12 protein-coding genes and 1 tRNA gene are annotated in these 13,284 nt (G+C 36.1%); 4 read left to right on the plus strand and 9 right to left on the minus strand.

Going from position 1 to position 13,284, the window contains the following annotated elements:
* Window positions 1–50 precede the first annotated feature (50 nt).
* Both ABI125_01105 and ABI125_01110 read left to right on the plus strand, forming a co-directional pair.
* Window positions 51–911: an OmpA family protein gene (locus ABI125_01105; GenBank protein ID XCF06470.1), complete on the plus strand. Its 861-nt coding sequence runs from the start codon at window positions 51–53 to the stop codon at window positions 909–911.
* A gap of 42 nt (window positions 912–953) precedes the next feature.
* Window positions 954–2,321 carry a T9SS type B sorting domain-containing protein gene (locus ABI125_01110; protein ID XCF06471.1) on the plus strand — a complete coding sequence of 456 codons (1,368 nt, stop codon included), beginning with the start codon at window positions 954–956 and terminating at the stop codon, window positions 2,319–2,321.
* Window positions 2,322–2,413: 92 nt separating this feature from the next.
* Here ABI125_01110 and ABI125_01115 read toward each other — a convergent pair whose 3' ends face one another.
* The 3 genes from ABI125_01115 to rpiB all read right to left on the minus strand — a co-directional run bounded on the left by ABI125_01115 (window position 2,414) and on the right by rpiB (window position 4,362).
* A complete protein-coding gene (locus ABI125_01115; protein XCF06472.1) occupies window positions 2,414–2,860 on the minus strand; it encodes a GNAT family N-acetyltransferase in 447 nt (148 codons plus the stop codon).
* 149 nt (window positions 2,861–3,009) lie between these two features.
* A complete protein-coding gene (locus ABI125_01120; GenBank protein ID XCF06473.1) occupies window positions 3,010–3,927 on the minus strand; it encodes a cation diffusion facilitator family transporter in 918 nt (305 codons plus the stop codon).
* On the minus strand, window positions 3,928–4,362 hold the full coding sequence (gene rpiB / locus ABI125_01125) for a ribose 5-phosphate isomerase B (protein XCF06474.1): 435 nt from the start codon (window positions 4,360–4,362) through the stop codon (window positions 3,928–3,930).
* 624 nt (window positions 4,363–4,986) lie between these two features.
* On the opposite strand from rpiB, the gene ABI125_01130 reads away from it, so the two are divergent.
* Window positions 4,987–7,224, plus strand: a complete 2,238-nt coding sequence (locus ABI125_01130) for a VacB/RNase II family 3'-5' exoribonuclease (GenBank protein XCF06475.1) — start codon at window positions 4,987–4,989, stop codon at window positions 7,222–7,224.
* 203 nt (window positions 7,225–7,427) lie between these two features.
* Here ABI125_01130 and ABI125_01135 read toward each other — a convergent pair whose 3' ends face one another.
* The 4 genes from ABI125_01135 to folB all read right to left on the minus strand — a co-directional run bounded on the left by ABI125_01135 (window position 7,428) and on the right by folB (window position 10,015).
* A complete protein-coding gene (locus ABI125_01135; GenBank protein XCF06476.1) occupies window positions 7,428–8,330 on the minus strand; it encodes a sugar phosphate isomerase/epimerase family protein in 903 nt (300 codons plus the stop codon).
* A gap of 44 nt (window positions 8,331–8,374) precedes the next feature.
* A complete protein-coding gene (yiaK, locus tag ABI125_01140) occupies window positions 8,375–9,373 on the minus strand; it encodes a 3-dehydro-L-gulonate 2-dehydrogenase (protein XCF06477.1) in 999 nt (332 codons plus the stop codon).
* 155 nt (window positions 9,374–9,528) lie between these two features.
* Window positions 9,529–9,599 (minus strand) — tRNA-Cys (locus tag ABI125_01145).
* A gap of 53 nt (window positions 9,600–9,652) precedes the next feature.
* Window positions 9,653–10,015: a dihydroneopterin aldolase gene (folB, locus tag ABI125_01150; protein XCF06478.1), complete on the minus strand. Its 363-nt coding sequence runs from the start codon at window positions 10,013–10,015 to the stop codon at window positions 9,653–9,655.
* Window positions 10,016–10,114: 99 nt separating this feature from the next.
* On the opposite strand from folB, the gene ABI125_01155 reads away from it, so the two are divergent.
* A complete protein-coding gene (locus ABI125_01155; GenBank protein ID XCF06479.1) occupies window positions 10,115–12,133 on the plus strand; it encodes a glutamine--tRNA ligase/YqeY domain fusion protein in 2,019 nt (672 codons plus the stop codon).
* On the opposite strand, the gene ABI125_01160 is transcribed toward ABI125_01155, so the two are convergent.
* Window positions 12,130–12,687 (minus strand): hypothetical protein, encoded by a 558-nt coding sequence (locus ABI125_01160; GenBank protein ID XCF06480.1) that lies wholly within the window; start codon window positions 12,685–12,687, stop codon window positions 12,130–12,132. The genes ABI125_01155 and ABI125_01160 overlap by 4 nt on opposite strands.
* Entirely contained in the window at window positions 12,677–13,279 is a 603-nt protein-coding gene (locus tag ABI125_01165; protein ID XCF06481.1) for a sigma-70 family RNA polymerase sigma factor, read from the minus strand. Before ABI125_01165 ends, ABI125_01160 begins: the two co-directional genes overlap by 11 nt.
* Window positions 13,280–13,284: the final 5 nt, after the last annotated feature.

Consider the following 13,284-nt stretch of genomic DNA (forward strand, 5'->3'; position numbering starts at 1 on the left):
TGGTTTTCGATTAAAAATAGTATATTTATCCATCTATTCTAAATCCTACTATGCGTAAATTATTGGTATTGATATTATTGACTTTTAACGGTGTAATGGCCTTTTCGCAAAAAGATTTAACACACGAAGTTTATTTTGATACCGATAAATTCGTGGTACCTCCAACTGAAGAAAACCGATTGTTGTTATTCATTTCGAACATCTCGGATGTAGAAATTGAATCGATTGCTATTTTCGGTTTTTGCGATGACCGTGGCGCCGATACTTACAACTTAAAACTTTCGCAACAACGTGCTGACGCCATAAAAGCCATCTTTGCCAATAACGAGATTAGTGAAGACCTGATTTCTAACGTTGATGGTAAGGGTAAAATTCTTTTAAAAGTAGTTGAAGAAAAAGACCTTTTGAAAATTAGAGGGTTGAACCGAAAGGTTGAAATTATAGTGAAACCCAAACCACCAAAACCCGAAAAAGTAGAGGTGGCCGAAGTAACGCCTGAAAAAATCAAGGAAAAAACCGAAATAGATTTAATAAATGAAAGCGCTGTGGGCGATAAAATCATTTTTAAGAATATTTTGTTCAAAACGGGCTATGCCACAGTAACACCAGGTTCTAAAAAGACTTTAGAAAATATTGCCAAAGCTTTGGTAGAGCGCGACGATATTTATTTTACCGTTCAAGGGCATGTGTGCTGTACCCAATTTACGCGTGATGCCGTTGATAGAAAAACAAAAAAACGTAACCTATCGGAAGCACGGGCCAAGTATGTTTACGATTATTTTGCCAAAAAAGGCGTGGATAAAAAACGTATGCGGCATTTAGGCATGCGACGTAAGTTTCCTTTGGGAGGCGACCCAGAGTTTGATAGGCGCGTAGAAATTGTGATTACTTACGTTGGCAATGCTAATTAAAAGCCTATGCCCCATAAAATTGGTTTTATAGTTTGTTTTTGTTTGATAAGCTTTAAAAGTTTTTGTCAAAATACCGCTATTCCAGATCCTAATTTTGAGCAGGCATTGATTGATTTGGGTTACGACTCCCCTCCTATTAACGGACAAATTCCAACGGCAAATATTAGTATAATAACCGATTTGGACCTCGTTTCAAAAAACATTTTAGACCTCACCGGAATCGAAGATTTTATTGCTTTAACCAATCTCGATTGCTCCGATAATGCATTGACGCTTTTGGATGTTAGCCAAAACTCAAATATCACCGAATTATATTGTAGCGATAATTTGTTAACAGCCATTAATATTGAAAACACGCCTAATTTGCAACGGTTATGGTGTTTCAACAATCAGTTGACCAATCTTGATATTACCCAAAATAGTGAGCTGATTTCGTTACGCAGTGAAAACAACCTTTTAACTGATTTGGATGTTACAAACAATACAAAATTGAATGTTTTGGTCTGCGAAGGAAATCAAATTTCGACTCTAAATGTTTCAAACAATACGGGTTTAAGCCGATTGCAATGTGGCAACAATTTCATTGCAAATTTGAATATTGAAAACAATATAAACCTCACTTATTTAAGTTGCGACCAAAACCGAATTTCAAACTTAAACCTTCAAAATAATATACGATTGGGCGTTTTAATATGTTATGAAAATAGTATTTCGGTATTAGACCTTTCAAACAACACCAACCTCACCGATTTGAATTGCAGTAACAACCTGCTTTGCAATTTAAACCTAAAAAATAGTAATAACAGTAATATGAATTCGGTTTATTTCAGTGGAAATCAAGATTTGAACTGCGTGATTGTTGATAACCTAAATGACGACCGTACAGATTGGATGCCCGATACGTTCAACAATTATGCACAAAATATTAACGACTGTAACGGTTTTGTTCCTGTTGATGAGTTGGATGATGTTATTGGCACCGGTTACACCCTTCCAAATTTGGTTAACGGGAGTTATTTTACGGGCCAAAATGGTACTGGAACTACTTTAAATGCTGGCGATATTATTTCCACTTCACAAACCATTTATATTTATGACGAGACGGCTTGCTTCAGCAATGAATCCAGTTTTTTTGTTTTAATTACTGAAAATGAATACTACATCCCAAAATATTTTACCCCCAACGGCGATGGTTTTCACGATGTTTGGAAAGTGATTGACAACACCAATCTTATCAACAATATTACGATTTACGACCGCTACGGAAAATTATTGAAATTTTTGCCCTCGAACGCTAATGGTTGGGACGGCACTTACAACGGGAAATTACTGCCTACCGATAGCTATTGGTATGTTATTGTTTTAAATAATAGAAATGTTTTAAAAGGGCATTTTGCTTTGAAGCGGTAACTATAAGAAGATTTATTAAAAGATTGCCATACTTCGTCTGCGCTCAGTACAGGCTTTTTAGTTGCTCACTCCTTCGCAATGACGCTGTAAAATTAGAAAGTCCCTATCATGCCTATATGCGGAATATCATCTTCCAGATACTCCTCACCGAACTCCGAAAAACCTAAATCGCCATAAAATTTTCTTAAATAGCACTGCGCAGAAATTTGAATGACCGACGTTTCAAAATATTCTTTTATAGCCTTTATGGAAGCTTCCATAATTTTATTTCCATAATGGTGCTTTCTTTCATTTTTTACCACCAATACCCTACCAATACTGGCTTCCTTTAAATAATTACCAGGTTTAAAAATTCTGGTATAAGCAATTAATTCTTCATTTTTATAACCCAAAACATGCAGTGCCTTTTGGTCCTTTCCGTCTAAATCGAGGTAAATACAATGCTGTTCCAACACAAAAACCTGATTGCGGAGTTGCAGTAATTTATACAGTTCTTGTTTTGTGAGTTGTTCGAATGATTTTACTATGGTTGTTAACATGATATTTAAAATAGTTGGGGTTGGGTTATTTTTTAAAATCCCGATAGCTATCGGAACGTTTCTCTTTTCTAAATGACTACAATCTAAAGATATTAATTTAACTATTACATTTATGAGATTCCTACGTCGTACCTAATCGGAATGACGCTTCAATCTTGAACGATTACGCCTTTATCATCATTTTTATTGAACTCTGGCTGGATAGTAACATGGTTGATGTTAAATTGTATATGCAAAACGGATTCTATTTCCTCCAAAAGTGCATCGAATTCGGTAATGGCTAAATCTTCCCTTAAATCTAAATGCGCTTCCAAGTGCAGCTCGTTATCACTTAAATTCCAAATGTGCACGTGATGCAGCTTTTTTACCTTTGGAAGTTTATTAACCGTTTTCACCACATCTTCAATATTGATATGGGCCGGTGTAAAGAGCATAATCATTTTAGTGGAGGTTTTTAACAAATCGTAACCCACAAAAATTAAGTAAACGGCAATTAAAAACGTAAGGACACTATCCACCCAAAACAGTTGATAGTATTTCATTAAAAGTCCGCCAATAAGCACGGCAATACTGGCCAACATATCGGTTAACAAGTGCAAATAAGCACTACGCATATTAATGTTGTTATGGGCATCTTTTTTTAACAACAGTACGCTTAAACCGTTGGCAACAATCCCCAATAACGATAGCCAAATAACCAACCCCGACTTTATAGGCTCGGGATCTTGAAAACGTTTTACGGCTTCAATAATCAATAAAATCGCAATAATTATTAACGTGGAAGCATTTACAAAAGCGGCCAAAATTTCGGCCCGTTTATAACCAAAGGTTCTATCGAACGAGGCTTCCTTTTTAGATAATTTATTGGCCACATAGCTCACCACCAATGATAGTACATCGCTAAAATTATGCAAGGCATCACTTAAAAGTGCCAAACTTCCAGAAACCAATCCGCCAACCACTTGTGCGGTGGTTATTAAAATGTTTAAAAAAATGGAAATTAAAAGATTCCGACCTTTTAAATCGTTGTGCCCATGCACGTGGTTATGCGAGTGGCTGTGCCCCATTTAGCAAGAAACAGGAATTTTATCGATTCGGTTTTGGTGGCGGCCACCTTCAAAATCGGTGTTTAAAAACACATCGACCATTTCAATAGCTTGTTGAACCGCTGTAAAACGTGCCGGAATACACAAAATATTAGCATTGTTGTGGCTACGTATAAGATGAACAATTTCTTTGTTCCAGGCCAGTCCTGCTCTAATTTTTTGGTGTTTATTTGCCGTCATGGCCACACCGTTTGCACTGCCGCATATAAGGATGCCCAACTCTGCTTTTTGGTTTTCAACATCCTTGGCTACCGGATGTACAAAATCGGCATAATCCACACTATCATTAGCATCGGTACCGTGGTTAATAATGGTATATCCTTTAGCTTCAAGGTGTTTAACAACGGCTTGTTTATACTCGGTTCCGGCGTGGTCGTTCCCTATTGAAATTTTCATCTTTTTTGTATTATGGTAAATCTTATACAAAGGTAACAATTATTAACATTGTGGATGGAAGTATTCATTACTTGTTAATAAGTGTTGATAGTTTTGTAAAATTAAAATTGGGATTATTCAATTATTTTTTCAAACAAAAACCGGAAACTAAAATGCAAATTTTTAATCCGTTTTTTTTTGAGATGTTTTCAGACCAAAATAAGATCGATATAAACATCAATTTTAAAAAAGTTATGAGTTAAAAACGGTTAATTTGGGTTGTTAACAATTGTGGATTAAAATTTGAAATCAGTTAAAAATTAACCCTTTAAAATAATTCATCATGTTAATTACCTTTTAACAGAATGTAAATTTATTGTAATCAAAATAAAACTTAAAAAAGTTATACCAGATATTAACAAGCTATAATAACCATCATTTTATTTTTTAAATTTTTAAAAGAAATAGATATTATAATATATAATGTGGATAAGTTAAATTCACCTTAAGATAACATTGAAAAAATCGTATTAAATTTTAAAACCGTAGCTTTGCAAAGCAAATAGCTTAATCTTCGCCTTAATAAAGCTATTTTATAACATTTTTTCCTAGTATCTTAGGAAAATAAATAGATTACAACAATTAATGAGTAAAAAGAGAAAAAGGAAATCCGGTAAAAAAGGCATTTCCAACCTAACAAATACCATTCTAAGTATTTTAAAAAAAGATAGAAACCAATCTTACAACTATAAACAAATTGCGGCTAAATTAGGTGTTAACGATGCCAGTAGCCGTAACCAAATTATAAAAACCTTGGCCAAATTGGCCGCCAAACAGGAAATTGAGCAGGTTGATCGTGGCAAGTTTAAAGCCATTGTTACGGCCGAGTATCATGTGGGGATTTTGGATTTATCGTCCCGTGGCGCCGGTTACGTGATTTGCGATGATTTTGACGAAGATGTGTTTATAGCCTCAAACAATGTTAACAAAGCATTGCAAGGTGACGAAGTGGAATTTTACGTTTATAAGCGCCGTAAACGCGGAAAAATGGAAGGGGAAATTACCAATATCCTTAAGCGTGCTAAATCGGAATATGTTGGCGTTATTCAAATGCAGAAAAATAATAATTATGCTTTTGTTGTGGCCGATAGTACCAAAATGTACAAAGATATTTTTGTGCCCATCAATAAAACTTTAAAAGCTGAAGATGGCGATAAGGTTTTGGTAAAGTTGGAAGACTGGCCCGATAACGCCGATTCACCTTACGGAAAAGTGCTTAAAGTACTCGGAAAACCAGGTGAACACGGTACCGAAATTCATGCTATTTTGGCCGAATACGGATTGCCACATGATTTTCCCCACGATGTTGAGGAGTACGCCAATAATTTAGATACTTCGATTACCAAGGAAGAAATTGCCAAACGTCGCGATATGCGCCAGGATTTAACCTTCACCATCGATCCCAAGGATGCTAAGGATTTTGATGATGCCCTGTCGTTTAAAATTTTGGACAACGGACTCTACGAAATAGGAATCCACATCGCCGATGTATCGCATTACTTAAAAGAAGGCACAGTGTTGGATGACGAAGCGTACGAGCGCGCCACATCCATTTATTTGGTAGACCGTGTGGTTCCTATGCTTCCCGAAGTCTTATCGAATAATGCTTGTTCATTACGACCCAACGAAGAAAAATATACCTTTTCGGCAGTATTTCAACTGAATAATAAAGCTGAAATTAAAAACCAATGGTTTGGGCGAACCGTAACCTATAGCGATGCCCGTTTTGCTTACGAAGAAGCCCAAGCGATTATTGAAAACAATCCGGATGTCACGCTGAGCGGAGTCGAAGCGTCTCAAATAAAAACCGAAATCCCCCAAGACGTTTCACTCACCGAAAAAGCATATCAAACCCAACCCGAAATAGCACAAGCTATTTTGGTGCTTGACCGATTGGCTAAAATTATGCGTAAAAAACGTATGAGTACGGGCGCTATTTCGTTTGATAAAGTAGAAGTAAAATTTAATCTCGATGAGAACAACAATCCGCAAGGGGTATTCTTTAAAACCAGTAAAGATGCCAATAAGTTGATTGAGGAATTTATGCTGTTGGCCAATAAAAAAGTGGCCGAATTTATAGGAAAACAAAGTCCGAAAAAGACTTTCGTGTACCGAGTGCACGACGAGCCAGACGATAGTAAACTGGCGGCATTGCAAAATGTAGTGGGACGTTTTGGTTATAAACTCAATTTTAAGGACCGCAAAACCACATCGGCATCGCTTAATAATTTATTGAAGGAAGTGGTGGGCAAAAAGGAGCAAAATTTAGTCGATACTTTGACTATTCGCAGTATGAGCAAAGCTGAATATACCACGCACAATATTGGGCATTACGGTTTGGCGTTCGATTATTATAGCCATTTTACCTCACCCATTCGTCGTTATCCGGATGTGATGGCACACCGATTGTTACAGCATTATTTAGATGGCGGAAAAAGTGCCAACGAAGCCACTTACGAAGAAAAATGCCAACACTCCAGCAATATGGAAATGCTGGCCACCAAAGCCGAGCGAGATTCCATTAAATACATGCAAATTCGTTTTATGGAAGACCATAAAGACCAAGAGTTTGTGGGCGTAATTTCGGGGGTGACCGATTGGGGCATTTACGTGGAAATTATTGAAAACAAATGCGAGGGCATGGTAAGTGTGCGCGATATGAAAGACGACCATTACGGCTTCGACCAAGATCAATATGCCATGGTTGGGCGAAATACCAAAACCATGTACCAATTAGGAGACGAAGTGATTGTAAAAGTTAAAAACACCGATTTAGTTAAAAAACACCTCGATTTTAATTTAGTTGGAAAATCTGAGGATTAGGAAGTTAACGTATTAGTATATGAAAAGTAGGTAATTAGTTAACATCTACGCTTTCAAAATGTGATAAAGTTTGTAATGAGCTACAACCCTTGATTTACTAATATACAAGTAAACCTTAGTTTATACTACTTTATTTAAGACTGAAAATGAAAAGATTTGAGTAACATAATTAATACCATCGCAAGCAATTTCTAGATGCCATTTCAGTTAAGGCCTGATTTAAATTCGCTAACCATATTTTTTATAATGGCTTTTGTATCTCCTTCTTTAAGGCTTTCAAACGATACATATCCACGGTAATTACTAGATTGTATTATTTTAGCTATGCGTTGTAAATCTGCAGGGACTTTAGTGCTATCTTTTTGTTTTACGTGTTCTTTTACTAAAAAGTAATTAGCATAAGGAGCAAGGTTTTCTATTTCTTTATAAGGGTCGTTAGAAGGTAAACTTCCGCAATCTAAAATTAATCCAAACCAGTCTGAATTTACTCTTTTCAACATGTCAATAACTTCTTCACTGGTAAACAAAAATTCATCATGATTTTGCAGACCAACAACGACACCGTGAAGTTCACCATATTTGGCACAGGTTTTAAAGTTGTTCGCCATCCATTCCTTTACATCGTCTTTTGAATAGGTTTCGCTTTTATGTTTTCCCGTAAAAATTCTCATTATAGGTGATCCTATTTTAGATGATACCTCTAACCAGTTTTTGATAAGTTCAATGTCATTGTTTCTTTTTACAAGATTTGGAGTGGCAAAGTCATTTCTAACGCCAGTCCATGAAATATCAAGTCCTAACTCGAGTGCTTTTCTTTTTAAATCAAAAAGCTCTTTGTTTGAAGGTATTTCTGGATATGAATTGAAATAATACCCCGTTATATCTACTGCATCCAAACCAATATCTGCTGCAAAATCCATCATATCATAAAAAGTCATTTCGCCACTCCTAAGCTCTGAATTAAACGAATACGCATTGATGCTGTATTGCAGTCTTGATGTCGAATTTTTTTTTAATGGGTTGGTATGAGCCATTAGTTTGTTAGCTCCTAAAACTAAAGGTGCTAGCATTAAATTTTTCAAAATGTTTCTTCGAGTTATATTCATAGTATTCACTTTTATAGACAAGTGGAATTTTTGCTTTTATTTTATTAGAGTGCCATAATCTTTTCCCAAATACTTCTGTTTACAAAAATGCCTTCCTTTAAATTTTTTGCTCTGGTTTGTGCGCTTCTTTCACCTGGATAGTATATTGTATCTTCAGGATTTATTGGTTCTACGTTTTGAGTAAAATTAATAATTTCTTCTAAGAGTTTCTCCTGTAGTCCATTGTCATTAAAAACCTCAGGATAGATACAGATATAAACTTGGGAAATGGCTGTCTCAATTTCTTTTGAGCTTATTTTGTAGGTAGAGTCTCCTGCAGAAAGTATGGTAGCCAGCATATCCAACACCATAGAAAGGGCAGAACCTTTCCAATAACCAATGGGTAAACCACGCTCTTTTGATAAAATTTTATCGGGATCATTTGACAACTCATCCTTGTCATCCCAGCCACCATGATAAGGTAATTTTTCTCCTTTAAGTCTATAATCGTTAATCTTACCGAATGAAAACTGCGAAAGCGCCATATCCAATATAACATGTCCTTTTTTTCTTGGAATAGATACCACAAAGGGGTTATTACCGATTCTGCTGTCTTTTCCTCCCCAAGGTGGCATGTTTGGTTTAGTATTCGTAAAAAGTATTGAAATGCAATTGGCATTAGCAGCTTGTTTTCCATAAGTTCCGCCCCTCATCCAGTGATTCGTGTTGCGTAATGCTACCATGCCCATTCCATGTTGTTTTGCTAATTCAATGGCTCTGTTAGTACACTTAGTTGCATTTACAATTCCAGGGCCCAAATTTCCATCCCAACGTTCTATATTGCCAAAAGAAGCTGTTTTCTCTGCTTCAGCATCAATTTTAATTATTCCTTTTTTTACATATTCTATAAAAAGAGGCACTCTATTGACGCCATGAGAGCTTACACCGTCTAAAGTGCTTTCTGTAAATACATTAGCAAGTAATTTAGCATTCGTGTTGTTGAATTTGTACTTAAGAAAGAGTTCGTAAAGAACCTTTTGAATGTTTTCGGGTGTAATTTGCATGGACCTCTCTGTCTAATTTTAATTGTTTAAAACTTTAACGATGTGAGTCGTCTTAATAATTTAAATCAGTTGATAAGCGAAAGTTAGTTGAAACTTTTAACAAAGGCAAGTGCATAAAATAAAAAAAGCTACCAGAACATTGGAAGCTTTTGTTGAGGCGTCGAGCGGATTCGAACCGCTGTAGAAGGTTTTGCAGACCTCTGCCTAGCCACTCGGCCACGACGCCATTAAAACGGTGGTGCAAATGTAAAAAAAAATAACATTTCTTAAGTGTTAAAATTAATTTTTACGCTTTTCGGTCATTTTAATCGTTACGCGTTCCACGTCTCCACCTATGGGCGGATTCAGTTTACTTACCCAAACCGTGGCTTTGGTAACCAGTTTGTCTTCGTTAAAAATGCGGGTTAAAATACGTTTGGCTACGGTTTCCAAAAGGTGAGAGGCGATGCTCATTTCTTCCTTAATCACGCGGTTTAAAAACACATAATCAACCGTATCACTCAGTTTATCGTTATTGGCCGAAGTTTGTAAATTGGCTTCCACCTCCAAATCCACTCGGTAATCGCTACCAATTTTGGTTTCTTCCTTTAGGCAGCCGTGGTAGGCAAAAATGCGAATATTTTCAACTTTTATAATTCCCATGTTGGCGTATTAAAATCTCAATTATCGGGCAAAATTACCTAATTTTACACAGAACTTTTTGAACTAACCCGTTTAGTTTCTCTAATAGGATTAAAATTTATGTCTGAAGAAAGAAGATCGCTCAATTTTATCGAGCAAATTATAGAGGAAGATTTAGCTAATGGTTTACCGAAAAACGATTTACGTTTCCGTTTTCCGCCAGAACCCAACGGATATTTGCATATAGGTCATACCAAGGCCATCGGTATAAGTTTTGGTTTGGGTGAGCATTACAATGCACCTGTAAACTTACGTTTTGACGATACCAACCCTGCTAAAGAAGAACAGGAATATGTGGATGCCATTAAAAAAGATGTGGCTTGGTTGGGCTATAAATGGGACAAAGAATTATTTTCTTCCGATTATTTTCAGCAATTATACGATTGGGCACTGCAGCTCATCAAAGAAGGCAAAGCTTATGTCGATTCGCAAAGTAGCGAGGCCATGGCCGAACAAAAAGGTACGCCTACGCAACCAGGTGTGGATGGCCCTTACAGAAACAGAACGATTGAAGAAAACCTCGATTTGTTCGAACGCATGAAAAACGGCGAGTTTGATGAAGGCGAACACATTTTGCGCGCTAAAATTGATATGCAGCACCCCAATATGCTCATGCGCGACCCGATCATGTACCGCATCATGAAAAAAGCGCACCACCGTACCGGAAACGATTGGTGCATTTACCCGATGTACGACTGGACACATGGCGAGAGCGATTATATTGAACAGATTTCGCACAGTTTGTGTTCGTTGGAATTTAAGCCCCACAGAGAGCTTTACGATTGGTTTTTAGATCAAGTAGTCGACCCTAATAAATTAAGGCCTAAACAACGCGAATTCGCCCGTTTAAACCTCAGTTACACTATTATGAGCAAACGTAAACTGCTCAAATTGGTGGAGGAAAATATCGTTTCAGGTTGGGACGACCCGCGTATGCCTACCATTTCTGGGTTGCGCCGCCGTGGTTACACTCCCGTAGCTTTGCGTAAGTTTGTGGAAACCGTTGGTGTGGCGAAGCGCGATAACGTGATTGACGTATCGTTATTGGAATTTTGTATCCGTGAGGATCTAAACAAACGAGCTCCGCGTGTTATGGCGGTTTTAGACCCGGTAAAATTGGTGATTACCAATTATCCTAAAAATAAAGTAGAGTGGCTCGATGCCGAAAACAATCAGGAAGACGATAACGCCGGATTTAGAAAAGTACCGTTTTCACGTGAGCTTTACATTGAAAAGGACGATTTTAAGGAAGAAGCCGGTAACAAATTTTTCAGATTGAAATTGGGTGGCGAAGTTCGACTTAAAAATGCCTACATCATCAAGGCTGAAAGTGTGGTAAAAGATGAACATATTACTGAAATCCATTGTACCTATTCCGAGGATACTTCCAAAAAAGTGAAGGGCACCTTGCACTGGGTATCTATTCAGCATGCTGTAAAAGCGGAAGTAAGGGAATACGACCGATTGTTTATGGACGAAGCGCCCGATGCGCACCAGGACAAAGATTTTATGGAGTTTTTAAATCCGAATTCCCTAAAAATCATCGAAGCTTTTGTCGAACCAAGTTTAAAAGAAGCCAAAGTAGGCGATAGGTTCCAGTTTCAACGATTGGGCTACTTTAATGTGGATGACGATGCTTCCGAAGAAAAATTGGTATTCAACAAAACCGTTGGGTTGCGCGATTCGTGGGCTAAAGCAACCCGTGTTGAGCGTAGTCGAAACGAACCGAAGCCACAACAGCCAAAACAAAACAATAAACCTAATAATCAACAACCTAAGCGTAAGGCCATAAATGTGATTCAGCAATTGGGAAAAAAATATACCAATTACCCGGAAGATAAACAGGCTAAAGTAAAGGCTGATATTTTAGAGTTAGCCAAAGAGGTGAGCTACGACGAATTGGAGCCTTTGTTCAATACAGCGGTAAAAAAAGTGGGTACCCGTATTGCGGCGACTTTGGTGCTAGGCGTTTTGTTGGAAAACGGACAAGAAAGAAATGAGGAAATCAATGCCTTTTTAGAAAAGGCTTTGGAGGATAAAAATGAGTTGTTGGTGGCAGAGGCTAAACAAATAAATTAAAAATTATGGTCTGACGGAGAAAAAGAAGCGTCTAAACCTTGATTTTTAATTCTTAAAAACTTATTCATTTCGTTGTGTTTCATATTTATTGAATCGGCTATTTTATGATGGTTTTTAAGAGAATCAATCAAATAAAAATGATTAATATTCTCTTTATTGATATTCTCATAAAGTAAATAATTGGTTACCGATTCTATATTGTTTTTCAATGTAATTTCTTTATAAAAATTATAAAATAGAACTATTAAAACAAAGGAACAAACCACAGAAACTGTTGGTGCTAACACCTTTCTTGTTGTTATAAAGTTTTTTAAAAAGTTTGATTTATCTTTTGTTTTTTGCTTTTTAAAAGCATCACTTAAGTTTTTTTTTATGTTTTTGTTTAGTGATATATTTTTATACTCGTCATTGAAAGACTCAATGGAATTGATAAGTAAAGTACGTTTTATAATGTAATCTTCTTTGGATATTTTTGTTAAAACGAAAGCTTTTTCTTTAGGAGATAAATTAGAATATTCTTTTGCTAATAATAATTCTTCAAGCCTATTTTCCATCGTTGCAGTTTTTTAAAGCATTAAATTTATTTAGTTGTTTTGATAGTTTTTTAATTGTATAAAACAGTCGAGATTTTACGGTACCCTCAGAGCATCCCATAATTTCACTTATCATTTTAATTGATAAATTATCTTGATATCTCATTAAGAATGCAAGCCTATGGTTTTCGTCAATTTTAGCTAACTCATTTTGTAAATAGCGGTTAAAAATAGCAGTATCATATTTGTTTTCTACGTTCGAGTAGACGACAACATCTGGTTTTACTAAAATACCGTTTTTTACTAAATTTTGTTTTTCGTTTAATCGGTATTCGTTTTTACACATGTTATATGCGATAGTATAAAACCAAGTAGAAAACAACTTGGTTTTATCGAAATAATTAGCCTTTTCTATTAATTTAAGAAATAAATCTTGTAAAAAATCTTCGGCTTTATTGTGGTCCTGGTATAGTTTTTTAAAGAAAAAATAATAAAGTCTTTTGGAATATCTTCTATATATTTCGTTAAAAGCTTTTTCATTTCCTTTATTGATAAGTTCTATTAGATCTTCATCAGATTTATTCTTATAGAAATTTTTACTTATAAAATCCAATCTCA

It is taken from the genome of Tamlana crocina, from assembly GCA_040429635.1.
GTDB classification, from domain to species: Bacteria; Bacteroidota; Bacteroidia; order Flavobacteriales; family Flavobacteriaceae; genus Flavisericum; species Flavisericum crocinum.

What these genes read in the sequence shown, in the direction of transcription:
- ABI125_01105 (XCF06470.1), top strand. Translation starts at nt 51, where the DNA reads ATGCGTAAATTATTGGTATTGATATTATTGACTTTTAACGGTGTAATG.
- ABI125_01115 (XCF06472.1), bottom strand. Translation starts at nt 2,860, where the DNA reads ATGTTAACAACCATAGTAAAATCATTCGAACAACTCACAAAACAAGAA.
- ABI125_01120 (XCF06473.1), bottom strand. Translation starts at nt 3,927, where the DNA reads ATGGGGCACAGCCACTCGCATAACCACGTGCATGGGCACAACGATTTA.
- rpiB (XCF06474.1), bottom strand. Translation starts at nt 4,362, where the DNA reads ATGAAAATTTCAATAGGGAACGACCACGCCGGAACCGAGTATAAACAA.
- ABI125_01130 (XCF06475.1), top strand. Translation starts at nt 4,987, where the DNA reads ATGAGTAAAAAGAGAAAAAGGAAATCCGGTAAAAAAGGCATTTCCAAC.
- ABI125_01135 (XCF06476.1), bottom strand. Translation starts at nt 8,330, where the DNA reads ATGAATATAACTCGAAGAAACATTTTGAAAAATTTAATGCTAGCACCT.
- yiaK (XCF06477.1), bottom strand. Translation starts at nt 9,373, where the DNA reads ATGCAAATTACACCCGAAAACATTCAAAAGGTTCTTTACGAACTCTTT.
- folB (XCF06478.1), bottom strand. Translation starts at nt 10,015, where the DNA reads ATGGGAATTATAAAAGTTGAAAATATTCGCATTTTTGCCTACCACGGC.
- ABI125_01155 (XCF06479.1), top strand. Translation starts at nt 10,115, where the DNA reads ATGTCTGAAGAAAGAAGATCGCTCAATTTTATCGAGCAAATTATAGAG.
- ABI125_01160 (XCF06480.1), bottom strand. Translation starts at nt 12,687, where the DNA reads ATGGAAAATAGGCTTGAAGAATTATTATTAGCAAAAGAATATTCTAAT.